The sequence below is a fragment of the Exiguobacterium sp. N5 genome, from assembly GCF_025842465.1.
GTDB classification, from domain to species: Bacteria; Bacillota; Bacilli; order Exiguobacteriales; family Exiguobacteriaceae; genus Exiguobacterium; species Exiguobacterium profundum.
The window spans coordinates 468,574-484,045 of record NZ_JAPAEP010000001.1 but is presented as its reverse complement, the minus strand read 5'-3'; the positions used below and the strand labels follow the sequence as shown (position 1 = coordinate 484,045).

At 47.6% G+C, this 15,472-nt stretch carries 16 protein-coding genes; all 16 read right to left on the bottom strand.

Annotated elements, in window-relative coordinates; translation table 11 throughout:
* Nucleotide 1: 1 nt before the first annotated feature.
* The gene (locus tag OKS35_RS02490; protein ID WP_159562090.1) at nucleotides 2-436 is read right to left on the bottom strand and encodes a flagellar FliJ family protein; all 435 of its coding nucleotides are present in this window, start codon (nucleotides 434-436) and stop codon (nucleotides 2-4) included.
* Entirely contained in the window at nucleotides 433-1,752 is a 1,320-nt protein-coding gene (gene fliI / locus OKS35_RS02485; protein ID WP_159562089.1) for a flagellar protein export ATPase FliI, read from the bottom strand. Before fliI ends, OKS35_RS02490 begins: the two co-directional genes overlap by 4 nt.
* Nucleotides 1,739-2,464, bottom strand: a complete 726-nt coding sequence (locus OKS35_RS02480) for a FliH/SctL family protein (RefSeq protein WP_214817289.1) — start codon at nucleotides 2,462-2,464, stop codon at nucleotides 1,739-1,741. Before OKS35_RS02480 ends, fliI begins: the two co-directional genes overlap by 14 nt.
* Nucleotides 2,448-3,455: a flagellar motor switch protein FliG gene (gene fliG / locus OKS35_RS02475; RefSeq protein WP_026826250.1), complete on the bottom strand. Its 1,008-nt coding sequence runs from the start codon at nucleotides 3,453-3,455 to the stop codon at nucleotides 2,448-2,450. The genes OKS35_RS02480 and fliG overlap by 17 nt, the downstream gene beginning before the upstream one ends.
* A gap of 5 nt (nucleotides 3,456-3,460) precedes the next feature.
* Complete coding sequence (gene fliF, locus OKS35_RS02470) at nucleotides 3,461-5,032, bottom strand: flagellar basal-body MS-ring/collar protein FliF (protein WP_264092409.1); 1,572 nt, start codon at nucleotides 5,030-5,032, stop codon at nucleotides 3,461-3,463.
* Nucleotides 5,033-5,054: 22 nt separating this feature from the next.
* Nucleotides 5,055-5,336: a flagellar hook-basal body complex protein FliE gene (gene fliE, locus OKS35_RS02465; RefSeq protein WP_074037250.1), complete on the bottom strand. Its 282-nt coding sequence runs from the start codon at nucleotides 5,334-5,336 to the stop codon at nucleotides 5,055-5,057.
* A 13-nt stretch (nucleotides 5,337-5,349) separates the two neighbouring features.
* On the bottom strand, nucleotides 5,350-5,778 hold the full coding sequence (gene flgC, locus OKS35_RS02460) for a flagellar basal body rod protein FlgC (RefSeq protein ID WP_264092408.1): 429 nt from the start codon (nucleotides 5,776-5,778) through the stop codon (nucleotides 5,350-5,352).
* A gap of 3 nt (nucleotides 5,779-5,781) precedes the next feature.
* A complete protein-coding gene (gene flgB / locus OKS35_RS02455; RefSeq protein WP_074037939.1) occupies nucleotides 5,782-6,150 on the bottom strand; it encodes a flagellar basal body rod protein FlgB in 369 nt (122 codons plus the stop codon).
* A 272-nt stretch (nucleotides 6,151-6,422) separates the two neighbouring features.
* Complete coding sequence (gene codY / locus OKS35_RS02450; protein ID WP_074037253.1) at nucleotides 6,423-7,202, bottom strand: GTP-sensing pleiotropic transcriptional regulator CodY; 780 nt, start codon at nucleotides 7,200-7,202, stop codon at nucleotides 6,423-6,425.
* A 36-nt stretch (nucleotides 7,203-7,238) separates the two neighbouring features.
* Entirely contained in the window at nucleotides 7,239-8,609 is a 1,371-nt protein-coding gene (gene hslU / locus OKS35_RS02445) for an ATP-dependent protease ATPase subunit HslU (RefSeq protein ID WP_074037255.1), read from the bottom strand.
* On the bottom strand, nucleotides 8,606-9,154 hold the full coding sequence (gene hslV / locus OKS35_RS02440) for an ATP-dependent protease subunit HslV (protein WP_078146697.1): 549 nt from the start codon (nucleotides 9,152-9,154) through the stop codon (nucleotides 8,606-8,608). The genes hslU and hslV overlap by 4 nt, the downstream gene beginning before the upstream one ends.
* 11 nt (nucleotides 9,155-9,165) lie before the next feature.
* Nucleotides 9,166-10,047 (bottom strand): tyrosine-type recombinase/integrase, encoded by an 882-nt coding sequence (locus OKS35_RS02435; RefSeq protein WP_264092407.1) that lies wholly within the window; start codon nucleotides 10,045-10,047, stop codon nucleotides 9,166-9,168.
* 184 nt (nucleotides 10,048-10,231) lie between these two features.
* Nucleotides 10,232-11,542, bottom strand: coding sequence for an FADH(2)-oxidizing methylenetetrahydrofolate--tRNA-(uracil(54)-C(5))-methyltransferase TrmFO (gene trmFO, locus OKS35_RS02430; RefSeq protein ID WP_264092406.1), 1,311 nt, complete (start codon nucleotides 11,540-11,542; stop codon nucleotides 10,232-10,234).
* The gene (gene topA, locus OKS35_RS02425) at nucleotides 11,542-13,638 is read right to left on the bottom strand and encodes a type I DNA topoisomerase (protein ID WP_078146694.1); all 2,097 of its coding nucleotides are present in this window, start codon (nucleotides 13,636-13,638) and stop codon (nucleotides 11,542-11,544) included. The genes trmFO and topA overlap by 1 nt, the downstream gene beginning before the upstream one ends.
* 65 nt (nucleotides 13,639-13,703) lie before the next feature.
* Entirely contained in the window at nucleotides 13,704-14,498 is a 795-nt protein-coding gene (gene dprA / locus OKS35_RS02420; RefSeq protein WP_264092405.1) for a DNA-processing protein DprA, read from the bottom strand.
* A 50-nt stretch (nucleotides 14,499-14,548) separates the two neighbouring features.
* Nucleotides 14,549-15,466, bottom strand: a complete 918-nt coding sequence (gene sucD / locus OKS35_RS02415; RefSeq protein ID WP_015881376.1) for a succinate--CoA ligase subunit alpha — start codon at nucleotides 15,464-15,466, stop codon at nucleotides 14,549-14,551.
* Nucleotides 15,467-15,472: the final 6 nt, after the last annotated feature.

The window sequence follows — 15,472 nt, the reverse complement described above, 5'->3', positions numbered from 1 at the left end:
GCTACTTCCCTTTCCCATGATGAATCACAGCAAGTTCATCCATCATTTGTTGCTCTGTAAGTTTAGCTACCGTCATCTCTTGCATGCTGACCTTTTCATGGAGCGTCACGTATTTCTTTTCTTCCACCACTTTACCGAGCAATCGTTCTTGCGACGCATGATAGCGATTGCGGGCCTGTTGTACGACGAGCTGTTGCGTTTCGATTTGACGTTTCACTTGCTCTCGCGTCTTTTCTCGATACTGCGACATGAGAAGGTCGATGTTTCCAGATTGTTCGTCTTGGTGTTTGATGAGCGACTCATACATGAGAAGAAGGTCATATAGCTTCTCCATCTCTGTCTCAAGTCTTGCCTTAAATCCTCTGACTTCTATGGCGGCATCTTCTTTTTCATGTTCCGCAATCGGCATGATTCGTTCTAATATGAGTCTATTCATGATTCACCTCGTGCAATATGTGACAAGTGGGTCATCGTCTGTTCGAAAGCAGCATCTTCTTCGATCGATTGTTTCAAAAACGTCAACAAGTATGGATATTTCTCCACAGCGGTATCAATTGAAGGATTGGTGCCTTTTTTATACGCTCCGATATTGATTAAATCTTCCGCGTCAATATAGGTCGCGAGCCAACTGCGGAACGTTTGAGCTGCATCTCTGTGTGAAGGGGAAGCGATTTGGTTCATGACCCGACTGATGGATTTCAGTACATGGATTGCCGGGAATTGCCCACGGTTTGCGAGCGCCCGGTCCATCACAAAGTGTCCGTCTAAAATCCCCCGCACCGCGTCGGCAATCGGTTCATTCATATCATCCCCGTCGACGAGGACCGTATAGAACGCAGTGATTGAACCTGTCGCCGCTGTTCCACTTCGCTCTAATAGTTGAGGTAACATGGCGAATACGGATGGGGTGTACCCTTTCGATGTTGGGGGTTCGCCCGTCGCAAGACCAATCTCACGCTGTGCCATCGCAAAACGTGTCACCGAGTCCATCATCAAGACCACTTCTTTCCCTTGGTCCCGGAAGTACTCGGCAATCGCGGTCGCCGTGTAAGCTCCCTTCAACCGGACAAGCGGGGGTTGGTCGCTTGTCGCTACAATCACGACGGAACGAGCCATGCCTTCTGGTCCGAGTTCTTTTTCGATGAACTCTTTTACTTCCCGACCCCGTTCTCCAATCAAGGCGATGACGTTAATATCTGCCGAAGATCGTTTGGCAATCATCCCGAGCAAGGTCGACTTCCCTACACCGGAACCAGCAAACAAACCGACCCGTTGTCCTTTCCCTACAGTCAACAGTCCATCAATCATGCGTACACCGGTCGACAGCGCATCTAAAATCCTTGGTCGATTCAAAGGATTCGGAGGTTTACGTTGAACGTCATAACGCTTACCGGTCACAAGACGCTCACCTGAAAGTGGACGTCCCAAACCATCGAGCACTTGACCAATCAACTCTTCCCCTACAGGAACTTGAAGCATTTTTCCCGTTCCCTTTACAAGACACCCTGGCGCAATTTGCGTAGTTTCACCGTATGGCATGAGCAGAACACGCTCTTCATTGAATCCGACAACCTCTGCTTCAACCGTTTCATTCGACGGAAGGACAATCAAACAGCGTTCTCCGACAAATGCACTCGGCCCATTCGACTCAATCATCAATCCGATGACACGGCAAACTCGACCGATTTTTCGTGTGAACTCGCCGTCCGAAGACTGCTTGATTGAGTCAAGAACCTGCTCAATAAGCACCATCCGCTAAAACCTCCTCGATTTTAGCTTGAATCCGTTCGAAACTATACGTTAAATCGACTTCATTCCCACGATGTGGCGACTCGATTCGGACTGCCGTTTCATCCAATGATCCGTCCCCACGATATTTCAAAGGGGGTGTCTCTTCTGTCCGCCACATCGCTTCGAATTGCTGAATCGAGGCAAGACGTGTCGGATGAACAAAGATTGTGATTGCTTCGGCATCGATCCAATGTGACATTTGATCACGGATCATCGTCGCAAAGAGTTCTTCATCTTTCCGAACAAGTTCCGTTGTCACATGTGCACTGACCGAGATTGCCAGCTCAATGAGTTGTTCTTCCGCTTGTCTCCATTTTTCTTCAAATAAGAGTTCAAGTTCGCTCGAAACGGAATTTAATCGTGTGGTGATGTCCTCGAACTCAGCCAATCCGTCCTGTCTACCTTGAAGGAGACCTTCCTGATACCCTTCTGAACGCGCCTCCTCGAACACCTGTTGTTTCAACCGCTCCAACTGTTCGACTTCGGTCAACTGAAACTGTTGAAATGCTTCTTCGTCCTGCTTCAACTTCTCATAGCGCGACTGAATGACATCGTGATGATTGATTCCGTCATTCGGTTCTATAATGGGTGTTTCTAAGCGCTTGGATTCAATCCGTTGCGGAATATTCGATGTTGCACGTTGGCGTTTGATCACATTAGACAACGATGTCATCTCCTCCACCTCGACTGATTACAATCTCACCGACGTCCTCTAGGCGACGAATGATTCCGACGATTCGGCTCTGTGCCTCTTCGACGTCACGCAACCGTACCGGTCCCATGAATTCCATATCTTCTTTGAACGTTTCGACCATACGTTGTGACATGTTTTTGAAGATAATTTGTTTGACTTCCTCCGAAGAGACCTTGAGCGCAAGTAACAAGTCGTCGTTCGCCACTTCGCGAATGATTCGTTGAATCGCACGAGAATCGAGCGTAACGATATCTTCGAAGACGAACATCCGCTTTTTGATTTCTTCTGCAAGTTCCGGGTCTTCGATTTCGAGCGCATCGAGAATGGTACGTTCGGTCGTCCGGTCTACACCGTTCAAGACTTCGACGACTGCTTCGATTCCACCAGATTGAGCATAATCTTGCATATCCGTCTGCGACAAGTTCTTCTCAAGGATTTGTTCCACTTCATGGATGACGTCTGGATTGAGTCGATCCATCGTCGCAATCCGTTTTGCGACTTCCGATTGAATCTCAGGTGGAAGTTCCGAGAGGATTTGCCCTGACTTGACGGGTTCTAAATGCGCTAAGATTAACGCAATCGTCTGTGGGTGCTCGTTTTGGATAAAGTTCAATAACTGTTTCGGGTCTGCTTTTCGTGCAAACTCGAACGGTCTGACCTGTAAGGTGGAAGTCAGACGATGAATCAATGCCATCGCCTTGTCTTCACCAACTGCTTTTTCAAGGACAGTTTTCGCAAACCCGATTCCACCCTGAGTGATATAACTTTGTGCCATGGCGAGTTCATGGAACTCACCGAGAATACTATCCTTTTCTTCCGGGGACACTTTTTTTAACGCTGAAATTTGAAGCGTCAGTTGTTCCATCTCTTCTTCTGAAAGATGTTTGTAGACGTTCGCTGCCACTTCAGGTCCCAGGGAAATCATGAGCATCGCTGCTTTTTCGCGATTCGATTGTTTTGCATAGTTCACGTTACTCACTCCTCAGACATCCAAGTACGAAGCAGTTTAGCAAACTCTTCTGGATTACTTTCAGCTAATTTTTCTAACTGTTTCTTCTTCACTGCACCTTCGCCTCGCTCTTCGAGGTCTAGGTCAGGTACTTCATCTTCATATGGAACTTCCCATTCGTTCGTCTCTTCCACAACCTCTTGCTTCCGTCTACGCATCGCGAAGAAGATCAAGGCAAGAATTACGACTGCACCCGCCGCTGCCGCATACACCCACCAAGGTGTCGGTTGCTCTGTTGCTGCAACCTCTTCCACTTCAGCGAACGGTCTCGACACGACGACAACTTTCTGTTCGAGTTCAGCATCCGTGATGGCTTCATCCGTCTTCGCTAACGACGTCCGAATAATGGAATACATCATCGTCTCGAGGTCGCCTTCTAACTGCGGATCGATACTTGTTGCGCCATCTGGTGGTTCAACGATGAGTTGGACTCCGAGGTCACGAATCGTATATGGTGCGTTTTGAATCTGCTTCGTGATGCGGTTGACCTCGTAATTGATGATTTCATGATTCTTTTCACTTTCTTCTGTGCCATCACCAGTCGCTGCCGGGAAGTTGATTGTGTCGTTCTCACCAGTTCCCGTCGCTTCTGTCGCCGTACCTGTTCCGCCAGTGTATGCTTCAGCAATCCGCTCGGCAGACGTGACGATGCCTTCCATGTTTTCTTCATCGACCGGCGTGACAAGATTCTGTTCTTCAGCCGTTTGTGTCGTGTCGATGTCTGCTGTGACGGAAACGAGTACGCTCCGTTCGCCGAGTAGAACCGAGAGCATCTGTTGGATTTGTTGACGTACGTCTTTTTCGACTTGTCGCTTCAACGCCAATGGATCTGACGAGGAACCTCCAGCAACAACGGTCTGGTCGAGATCATAATACGTGAAGTATTGGTCCATAATTGAAATGTTTTCCGGTTTCAAGTTCGGGACACTCTTACTAATCAAATGATAGAGACCTTTTACTGTGTTTGGTTCTAAATTCGTCCCCGCTCCGATGTTCAAGACGATGGACGCGGTAGGCTCACCTTGATCTTCTGCCAAGAAGACAGACTTCTCAGGAAGTGAGATGATTACTTTCGCTTGATTGATTCCTTCAATCTGTGTGATGAGTCGCTCTAGCTCCGTCTGCATCGCACTACGTTCGATGACAGCCATCTCACGGTCTGTCGTTCCGAACCCTGCGTTTTCACTGAAGAAACTATAATCAATCGAGCCGGACTTTGGAATCCCGGCAGCAGCCAAACTCACTTTCAACTGATCGACCATTTCAGTCGGCACATACACGCTCACACCGTTCGAAGTCGCCTTGATTTCCGACTGTACCCCGTCTGCTGTCAACTTCTCTGTCACTTCGCCCGCTTCTTGAGCAGACAAGTTTGTATAGAGAGGTGCCATGTTTGGCCTTGAAAGTAAGAATGTGAGTACGAGGGCCGCGATTAGTATGACCGCGATCGAGATGCCCCATACGAGTTTACGTTTCGCTGGCATCGCCTTTAATGCACCGGTCATGGATTTGAATCGTTCTTTTAATTGTTCATTCATCGCAACTTGTCATCCTCTACAATTAAACTTGCATTCGCATCATTTCTTGATAGGCCTCAACAGCCTTGTTCCTCACCTCGATGGCAAGTTGCATCGCAATCGACGACTCTTCACTTTGAATCATCACCTGATGAAGGTCAGCTTTCCCGACCGCCAAATCTTTACGGGCTTGACTAGTCGCTTGTTGTGTCTCATTCAATGCGTTCATCGCTTCATTCAAGTATGACCCAAATTGAGATGGGTTCGTTTTATTCAGTGATGGCGTGAGTTCTGGGCTCATCAATTGAATTGGATTAATTTGCATCCGTTAACACTCCTTATCCTTTACCAATCTCCATCGCTTTTACGAGCATCGCCTTCGAGGCGTTCATCGCTGCAATGTTTGCTTCGTACGAACGAGTCGCACCCATCAAATCGACCATTTCTTTCAAGAGATCGACGTTCGGCATTTGTACGTACCCTCGCTCATCCGCATCGGGATGATTCGGGTTATAAGCCAATTTATACGGTGCATCGTCTTCGATGATTTGAGATACCTGCACCCCTCCATTAACGGCATCCATTTGCTTCCGGAATGGCGCTTTTTGCAACACGGTCATCTTTCGTGTGTATGGTTGCCACTCTCCGTCCACGAGTCTCCCGCGAGTCGTCTGAGCGTTGGCGATGTTCGCCGACACGGTATCCATTCGTAGCCGTTGTGACGTCAACGCTGAAGCTGAAATATGAAAACTATCAAACATTCCCATTGATTAACGACCTCCCCGAATAACAGATTTTAATCCCCCGAGCCTACGATTCAATTGCTCCATCATCGCCTCATACTGGAGTTGGTTTCGTGCCAGCTCACTCATTTCATAATCCAAGTCGACGTTGTTGCCATCACTCCTCATGGCGCCACCAGCTCGATCGATGACCTTCGACTGGGTCGAGTCACTCGGACGACCACCTTGCAGCTTGAGTCGCATCTCACTCTGAAGCGTCTGCTCAAACACAGCCTGTTTGGCTTTGAAATTCGGCGTATCAATGTTTGAAAGGTTATGACTGATGACCTTTTGGTTAAGGACTGAATGGTTGATGGCTTGCTTTAGTAATTGATAGTCACTACCAATCCAATTCACGGCGTTCACTCACTTTCATATAATGACTACTAAATATACCTCATTTGGAAAATCTACTATTTCATTGAAACAAATCTGTAACAGTTCTGAAAGATATTTTTTAAAACATAGGTAAATGGCTTAATATCTTTTTGTCGAATTCACGTCAAAAGGTGAAAATAATTACTTTTGTACTAAAAAAAACCGCCTCCTTATCAAGGAAAGCGGTTTTTTAGGAATAAAGTCCCTTTTAAAAGTGTTTTCAATGGAAATCACACATCGAAAGTTGTATTTCAGTTTGATTTCAGTTTTTGCAATTCAAACAAGAAGTTGTCATTTAATATCTTGATATACGTTCCTTTCATTCCTAAAGAACGTGATTCAATGACCCCTGCACTTTCTAATTTCCGAAGTGCGTTGACGATGACCGAACGCGTGATTCCCACTCTGTCGGCAATTTTGGAAGCAACTAGCAATCCTTCGTTTCCACCAAGCTCTTCGAAGATGTGTTCGATTGCCTCAAGCTCTGAATACGATAACGAGTTAATCGCCATCTGGACGACCGCTTTCTTACGTGCCGACGTTTCGGCTTCCGCAGCCTTCTCACGAAGGATTTCCATTCCAACTACAGTTGCAGAGTACTCCGCGAGAACGAGGTCATCTTCTGTGAATTCATTCGCCAATCGACCGAGTACGAGCGTACCTAAACGTTCTCCTCCACCGATGATTGGAACAATCGTCGTCATGGAGTTGAGGAATAGATCGTGGTTCTCGACTGGGAACGCTGTATATTCACTATCGATATCGATGTTCGCTGTCGTTTCTTTCACATTGAACAAGTTCGAAGCATATGGCTCCGGGAACTGTCGATCGACTAAGAATGCTTTCATCCGGTCATTCTCAATCTGTTGTTTGATTGCAAAACCGAGAAGTCGTCCCCGACGGCTCACGATAAACGTGTTGGACTCAAGGACTTCACGCATTTTGTCCGCCATTTCTTTAAAGTCAACGTGCGCACTTGCCTCTTGTTGAAGCATTGTGTTTAATTGGCGTGTTTTTTCTAGTAAGTTCATATTCTCTATTTCCTCCCTGTATGTGCATACAGAATCTTATAATATATATTGGCTCAAATCACGATCGTCGGCGATGGAACCGACTTTTGCTTGTACGTAAGCTGGTGTGATTTCTACGGTTGTTTGTGGCATATCTGCCGCTTCAAATGATAAATCTTCTAAAACGCGCTCCATTATAGTATAGAGGCGACGTGCACCGATGTCATCGGTCTCACGATTGACATGTGTCGCAATTTTCGCAATTTCTTCAATGGCCTCATGCGTGAAACGGACCGTGATTTCTTCAGATTCTAACAAGGCCGTATATTGTTTAATGAGTGCCTGTGACGGTTCCGTCAAAATCTTGACGAAGTCTTCTTCCGTCAAGCTGCTCAATTCAACACGAATTGGGAAGCGTCCTTGTAGCTCTGGAATCAGGTCAGACGGCTTAGCCATATGGAATGCACCGGCCGCGATGAAAAGAACATGATCCGTTTTAACCGGTCCATACTTCGTGACGACCGTAGATCCTTCTACAATCGGAAGAATGTCACGCTGCACCCCTTCACGGGATACTCCGGCGTGATCTTGTGATTTTGTGGCGATCTTATCGATTTCATCCACGAAGATGATACCCATCTGTTCACTGCGCCGCACGGCTTCATCGTGGACTTCGTTCAAGTCCAGCAAGTTCTCTGCTTCTTCAGCAATGAGAAGCGGTCTTGCTTCACGAACCGTCAGCTTACGTTGTTTCCGTTTCTTTGGAACGATTTGACCGAGCATATCCTGAAGATTCGACAAACCTTCCATCCCTTGACCCTGAAACAAATCCATCGTCTGCTTTTCTTCTAATTCCACTTCAATCACGCGTTCTTCGAGTTCACCGAGTTCGAGCAAGCGTCGAAGTTGCGAACGGTCATTATTGGATGTGTCCGACGTGGTTTCTGGCTGTTGTGTCTGTCCGCCGAACAACGCTTCGAACGGATTCGATGCAGTAGGTGTCGCTTTTGCTTTTCCTTGTAACGCATCTAAAAGGCGTTCCGTCGCCGCACGTTCCGCTGGCTCCTTCACATCTTCTTTTTTCTCTTCTTTGACAAGACGAACCGATGCCTCAACGAGATCACGTACCATCGATTCAACGTCACGACCGACGTAACCAACTTCCGTAAATTTCGTTGCTTCTACCTTCACAAACGGTGCACCGACAAGCTTAGCTAACCGTCGAGCAATTTCGGTCTTTCCGACCCCGGTCGGTCCGATCATCAAAATATTTTTTGGTGTAACCTCATCGCGAAGGTCTGCACTTAACTTTTGACGACGATAGCGATTTCGTAGAGCAATCGAAACTGCTCGCTTGGCATCCTTTTGTCCGATTACAAAACGGTCTAACTCCGTTACGATTTGTCTAGGTGTCAACTCTCGGTTCATTCAGCAGCGCCTCCAATCGTTTCTACAATGACTTGATCATTTGTATACACGCAAAGCTCACCAGCGATTTCAAGAGCGGCACGCGCGATTTCTTCAGCAGACTTTTCAGCAGAATGGCGTACGAGTGCGCGACCTGCCGCTAAGGCATAGTTCCCACCGGATCCGATTGCAAGAATTCCATCGTCCGGCTCAATCACTTCTCCATTCCCAGAGACGAGCAAAAGATGATCGGCATCCATCACAATCAATAGTGCCTCGAGTTGACGCAACATCTTATCCCCACGCCATTCTTTCGCAAGTTCTACCGCTGCTCGCGGCAAGTTACCGTTATACATTTCAAGTTTCGATTCAAACTTTTCAAACAATGTGAAAGCATCTGCTACGCTACCTGCAAAACCGGCAACGACTTTCCCGCCATAAAGGCGTCTGACTTTCTTCGCCTTGTTTTTCATGATGACGGCATTCCCGAATGTGACTTGGCCATCTCCACTCATCGCACATTGGCCATTGTGTCGAACTGCAAAAATCGTTGTTGCATGAAACATATCGTAACCTCCTACTTTCTTGGATGTGTCGCTTGATAAATCGACCGAAGTCGTTCGGTCGATACATGGGTATACCGCCCGGTCGTCGACAAGGACTCATGCCCAAGCAACTCTTGGACGGCACGCAAGTCCGCTCCCCGTTCTAACAAGTCCGTCGCAAAGCTGTGTCGCAACGAGTGCGGGGTAAGTGGTTTATGTACCCCACTGTCTTTTCTCAAACGTTTCATGACATAGCGGATTTGGTCTGTTGTCATCCGATTCCCTTTTTGACTCAAAAATAATGCGGTATCTGTCGGGAGCCCGACACCTTTGCGTAATTCGATATAACGCTGCAAAGCATGTACGGCATATTGTCCGATCGGGACATATCGTTCTTTCTTCCCTTTTCCCATCACATGGACAAAGGATAAAACCTCATCGAACGAGGAAAGGTTCATCCCACACAGTTCTGCGACGCGGATTCCCGTCCCATAGAGCACTTCTACGATGGCGATGTCCCTCGCCTGTAAAAAAGGGTCTTCCTGCCTCGAGGCAGCCTCCAACAGTTGCTCGACTTCCGTCGGGACGGCAAAGGTCGGCAAGGACTGTCTCTTTTTCGGTGAGGTCAGGTCGTAGAACAACGGTTCTCCACCTTGTTCCCTTGCCATAAACTTCCCGAATTGCTTGAAACAAGATACTTTTTGGGACACCGTAGACGTGGCCAATTGTTTCTCATAAAGGACATATAAATAACGCCGCGCCGTCTGAGCATCGTAGGGATCTTGATGCGTCGATTGGCAATATGCGGCGTACTGGTCGAGCGTTTGCTCGTAAGAGCGTTTCGTATGAGGAGACAGTCGACGTTCAATTTGGCAGTAGCGTAAAAAGGATTGTCGATCCTCTAAAAATCCCATTTTATCGCCTCCTCGATGACTCGTAAAAACGCATGTTCTCGTCAAATCGAAATTAGCATAGCATACAGAATGTAAGGTGACAATAGATAGCCGTTCAATAATCTGAAAATTTTCAAAGTATGAAACAAAATACACAATTGAAATTTTACTTCAAAACAAAAGAGCCAAAAAATGGCTCTCCTGTTCAAAGATCTTTATACTGTTGTATCGTTTCTAACGCACGGTTCGCGTAACGCTCGTACCTTTCTTGTTTCTTCATCTTTTTCGGAGCGTCTTCTAGTGATGGCACCAATCCGAAGTTTGCATTCATCGGTTGGAAGTGCTTCCCGTCGGCTGTCGTGATATAATGCGCCATCGAACCAAGCATCGTCTCACGCGGGAGAACGACGAGTTCTTCACCTGCGATCATCTTCGCCGCATTGATCCCAGCTAGAAGCCCGGACGCTGCCGACTCCACATATCCTTCTACCCCTGTCATCTGACCGGCGAAGAAGAGCGTGTCACGTGTACGCGCCTGATACGTCGGCTTGAGTAAGCTCGGTGAGTTGATGAACGTGTTACGGTGCATGACACCGTAACGGACGATGTCCGCATTCTCGAGTCCCGGGATGAGACGGATGATGCGCTTCTGTTCGCCCCACTTCAAATGTGTTTGGAAGCCTACCAAGTTATACAGTGTGCCCGCCGAGTTGTCTTGACGAAGCTGAACGACGGCATATGGACGTTTTCCTGTCTTCGGGTCTTCTAATCCGACCGGCTTCATCGGTCCGAAAAGAAGCGTCTTTTTCCCACGCTCGGCCATGACTTCAAACGGCATGCATCCTTCAAAGTAAATCTCTTTTTCAAACTCTTTTAGCGGAACGACTTCTGCCTTAATCAGCTCTTCGTAAAACACGTCAAACTCTTCTTCTGTCATCGGACAGTTCAAGTAAGCGGCTTCACCTTTGTCGTAACGCGACTTCAAATAGACTTTATCCCGATCAATCGTATCACCATCTAGAATTGGTGCTGCCGCGTCATAGAAGTAGAGATAATCTTCTCCTGTGAACGCCTTGAGTGATGCAGAGAGGTCAGGGGAGGTCAAAGGGCCAGTCGCCACGATGGCGATCCCTTCAGGAATCTCTTTGAGCTCTTCGTTGTGCACTGTGACATTCTCGTGGTTCTTTAGCTTCTCGGTGATGAATCCGGCAAACTCATGACGATCGACGGCAAGGGCACCCCCAGCAGGTACACTTGCCGTGTCCGCCGCCTTTAAGATGAGCGAGTCAAGCGTACGCATTTCTTCTTTCAAGACACCTACGGCATTTTGAAGACCGTTCGCACGTAGCGAGTTCGAACAGACGAGTTCTGCAAATTGATCCGTGTGGTGCGCCGGTGTTTGACGAACCGGTCTCATTTCATACAAATCTACTTGAATACCGCGCTTAGCGAGTTGCCAAGCCGCTTCGGAGCCGGCCAATCCAGCTCCGATTACAGTTACACGTTGTTGCAACATTAATCCTCCTCTTGCTGATGTACCTCGGTGTGGGTACAGTTCGTACATTGATATTTCACGCCGTCTTTAATTTTTTTCTCGACCATCAAACTGTCGCATACTGGACACGGTTTCGCAACCGGTTTATCCCATGAGACGAATTCACATTCCGGATAGTTCGAGCAACCATAGAAGAGACGACCTTTTTTACTACGACGTTCTACGATTTGTCCATCCTTACAGTTCGGACACGGGACACCGATTTCGACTTGTACCGGTTTCGTGTTCGTACAGTTCGGGAAGTTCGAGCACGCCATGAACTTGCCGTAGCGTCCCATCTTGATGACCATTGGTGACCCACAGACTTCACAATCAATTCCGGCAGGTTCATCTTTCACTTCGATTTTCTCGATTTCTTCTTCAGCACGCTTCAATCGTTTCTCGAAAGAACGATAAATCGGAGCGACGACTTCCGTCCACTCGACTTCCTTATGCTCGATCGAATCAAGAAGGGTCTCCATGTCGGCCGTGAACTGGACCGTGATGAAGTCGTTGAAATACTCATCAATCATCTCGATGACGAGTTCTCCAAGTTCAGTCGGTAAAAACTTTTTCTCTTCGAGAACGACATAACCGCGTCGTTGGATCGTGTCGAGTGTCGGCGCGTACGTCGACGGACGACCAATCCCGAGTTCTTCCATCGCTCGAACGAGTCGCGCCTCTGTATAACGAGGTGGCGGTTGTGTGAAGTGTTGTTTCGGCTCAATCGTTTCAAACGTCACGGTATCATCCACTTCGAGAGGTGGCAATAATCCTTCCTTCTCTTGGTTCGTGTCCTCGATGTCATCGTCTTTCGACTCGATATACACTTTCATGAAACCAGGGAATTTGACTGTCGACCCGTTCGCACGGAAAATCATCCCGTTCGACTCGACGTCGATTTTGACCGTATCAAGAACGGCTGGCGCCATTTGGCTCGCAATCAATCGTTCCCAAATCAATTTATACAGTCGCAACTGGTCACGTGACAGATATGGCTTCAAGGAAGCTGGGTCGCGCAATGCTGAAGTCGGACGAATCGCTTCGTGCGCGTCTTGGGCATTCGCTGATTTCTTTTCTTTTTGTTTCTGTGAGGCGACATACTCTTCACCGAATGTCGATTCGATATATTCCTTCGCCTCCGTCTTCGCCAAATCAGAGATACGTGTCGAGTCGGTACGCATATACGTAATCAAACCGACTGTACCCTCTTTTTTACCGAGATCGATTCCTTCATATAATTGCTGCGCGAGCATCATTGTCTTCTTCGCACGGAAATTCAATTTACGGGCAGCATCCTGCTGCAATGAACTTGTCGTGAACGGTAGCGAAGCGTTCCGCTTCCGTTCTTTCTTCGTTACATCAATGACTTTAAACGTATCATCAATGGTATCGAGGACAGATTGCGCGTCTTCTTCAGACTTCAATTCCATCTTCTTCCCATCTTTTCCGTAAAATGAAGTCTCGAACGTTTCCCCATCATGATTTAAATCAAGTTTAATCGTCCAATACTCTTCCGGGTCGAACGCGTTAATTTCGCGCTCACGGTCGATAATCATCTTCACGGCTACCGATTGAACTCGCCCTGCAGATAATCCTTTTTTGACTTTCTTCCATAATAATGGGCTCATCCCGTATCCGACAAGACGATCTAAAATACGTCGGGCTTGTTGTGCATCGACGAGATCGTGATTGATCTTACGTGGATGTTTAAACGATTCTTTAATCGCATCTTTCGTGATTTCGTTAAAGACGACACGACATTCTGTCGTTTCATCGACACCGAGTGCGCGTGCTAAATGCCAAGCAATCGCTTCCCCTTCTCTATCGGGGTCGGCCGCGAGAAAGATTTTTGTCGCTTTTTTCGCTGCTGTCTTCAATTCTTTCAATACCGGTCCTTTACCACGGATGGTAATATACTTCGGTTCAAAGTCGTGTTCGACGTCTACACCGAGTTGACTTTTAGGCAAGTCAATCACGTGCCCCATCGAAGCTTTGACCATATAATTCGGACCTAAATAACGTTTAATTGTTTTTGCTTTCGCAGGTGATTCGACGATCACCAGATATTTTGCCATACATCTGCTCCCCTTTTAGAGGTCATTTAAATCCCTACCATAATATTCATGTTCTCACCGGTTTGTCAACGTACAATCTTGAGATCTCGAATAATTTGATCGGAATTCGTCAATGGAATCGCACCTTCTTCAATCAACCGGTTCGGTCCCTCCGCGAGTGGATCAAGGGGTGAACCTGGCACCGCAAATACCGTTTTCCCTTGCTCTAGAGCATGTCCGACCGTATTCATCGTCCCACTCTTTCGTCTCGCCTGTATAACGACCAACGCATCGCCAAGACCACTGACCAAACGATTTCTTTCCAAAAATTGAAATTTTTGAATCGGCGTGTTTGGTACATATTCACTAAGTAAGACTCCCTCTTGTGGAATCTGTAAAAGCATGTCTCGGTTCGCCTCCGGATAGAGCCGGTTCAGTCCAGCTCCCAGTACCGCCACGGTCGGTCGACGAGCGAGAAGGGCATGGGCGTGGACGAGTCCGTCGATTCCGAGGGCGCCACCTGAAACAGATACAGTTTCTTCTATTAAAGAGTGATAGTGATTCACGAGCGATTGACTGATACGATTCAACTCACGACTTCCGACCATCGCAGTCGTTCTTTCTTGTAGTACCTCTAAATCTCCATGATAAAACAAGCAATATGGTGGGTTGGGGATGTCGAGTAACCGTTTCGGAAACAAGTCGTCTTCCCATGTGACGAAATGTTTATACGACTCCGATGCGTGCCAGGCTCGTTCAGCCCGTCTCCAGACATGTTCAGAAAATTGTGTGCGATGTGCTCCGAGTGTCCCGTTTAAATAATGATGCACAAACTCAACTGGCATTCGTGCTGCAGCAAACCGAGCTATTGTTTGATTCATCACAAACTCTCCTTTAAAAAAATGAGGGATGCAAGCATCCCTCAAGATTCTCATGTCGTTGGTTGACCCGTGACACATGCTTCATATAATCCTTGCTGTTTCAAGACACGAATCAACGTTTCACCGATAACCGCTGGTGTTTCAGCGACTTCGATTCCATTCGCGTTCAATGTCTTGATCTTCTCAGCAGCCGTCCCTTTACCACCTGAGATGATTGCGCCCGCATGTCCCATGCGCTTGCCTTCAGGAGCCGTCTGGCCGCCGATGAAACCGATGACTGGTTTCGTCATGTTGGCTTTTACCCATTCAGCTGCCTCTTCTTCAGCCGTTCCACCGATTTCCCCGATCATGATGACCGCTTTCGTGTCCTCATCTTCGTTGAACGCTTTAAGCGTATCGATGAAGTTCGTTCCGTTGACCGGGTCTCCCCCGATTCCAACAGCTGTCGATTGTCCGATACCTGCTGTCGTCAACTGATGAACCGCCTCATACGTGAGCGTCCCAGAACGTGATACGATTCCGACGTGCCCTTTCGTATGAATGTAGCCAGGCATGATGCCAAGTTTCGCTTCTCCAGGTGTGATGATACCAGGACAGTTCGGTCCGATTAAACGAGCCGGTTTGTCCTCGAGATAGCGCTTCACTTGAATCATGTCCACAACTGGGATTCCTTCTGTGATACAGATGATAAGCTCGATGCCGCTGTCTGCCGCTTCCATGATTGAATCCGCTGCGAAAGCAGGTGGAACATAGATGATCGATGCATTGGCACCAGTTGCTTCGACCGCTTCAGAGACGGTGTTGAAGACTGGAACGTTGTCGAGGACCGTCGTGCCACCTTTACCAGGTGTGACACCACCGACTAATTTCGTGTTATATGCGAGCATCTGTTCACCGTGGAACAGACCTTGCTTCCCTGTAATCCCTTGAATGATTACTTTCGTATCTTTATCCGCCCAAATACTCATGTCGTT

Bases quoted from the DNA above. Each gene is read 5' to 3' on its own strand.
- topA (WP_078146694.1), bottom strand. From the start codon at position 13,638: ATGGCAAAATATCTGGTGATCGTCGAATCACCTGCGAAAGCAAAAACA.
- flgC (WP_264092408.1), bottom strand. From the start codon at position 5,778: ATGGGAATGTTTGATAGTTTTCATATTTCAGCTTCAGCGTTGACGTCA.
- OKS35_RS02490 (WP_159562090.1), bottom strand. From the start codon at position 436: ATGAATAGACTCATATTAGAACGAATCATGCCGATTGCGGAACATGAA.
- codY (WP_074037253.1), bottom strand. From the start codon at position 7,202: ATGAACTTACTAGAAAAAACACGCCAATTAAACACAATGCTTCAACAA.
- dprA (WP_264092405.1), bottom strand. From the start codon at position 14,498: ATGAATCAAACAATAGCTCGGTTTGCTGCAGCACGAATGCCAGTTGAG.
- trmFO (WP_264092406.1), bottom strand. From the start codon at position 11,542: ATGTTGCAACAACGTGTAACTGTAATCGGAGCTGGATTGGCCGGCTCC.
- fliI (WP_159562089.1), bottom strand. From the start codon at position 1,752: ATGGTGCTTATTGAGCAGGTTCTTGACTCAATCAAGCAGTCTTCGGAC.
- sucD (WP_015881376.1), bottom strand. From the start codon at position 15,466: ATGAGTATTTGGGCGGATAAAGATACGAAAGTAATCATTCAAGGGATT.
- hslU (WP_074037255.1), bottom strand. From the start codon at position 8,609: ATGAACCGAGAGTTGACACCTAGACAAATCGTAACGGAGTTAGACCGT.
- OKS35_RS02480 (WP_214817289.1), bottom strand. From the start codon at position 2,464: ATGACATCGTTGTCTAATGTGATCAAACGCCAACGTGCAACATCGAAT.
- fliE (WP_074037250.1), bottom strand. From the start codon at position 5,336: ATGCAAATTAATCCAATTCAATTGATGAGCCCAGAACTCACGCCATCA.
- hslV (WP_078146697.1), bottom strand. From the start codon at position 9,154: ATGTTTCATGCAACAACGATTTTTGCAGTTCGACACAATGGCCAATGT.
- OKS35_RS02435 (WP_264092407.1), bottom strand. From the start codon at position 10,047: ATGGGATTTTTAGAGGATCGACAATCCTTTTTACGCTACTGCCAAATT.
- fliF (WP_264092409.1), bottom strand. From the start codon at position 5,032: ATGAATGAACAATTAAAAGAACGATTCAAATCCATGACCGGTGCATTA.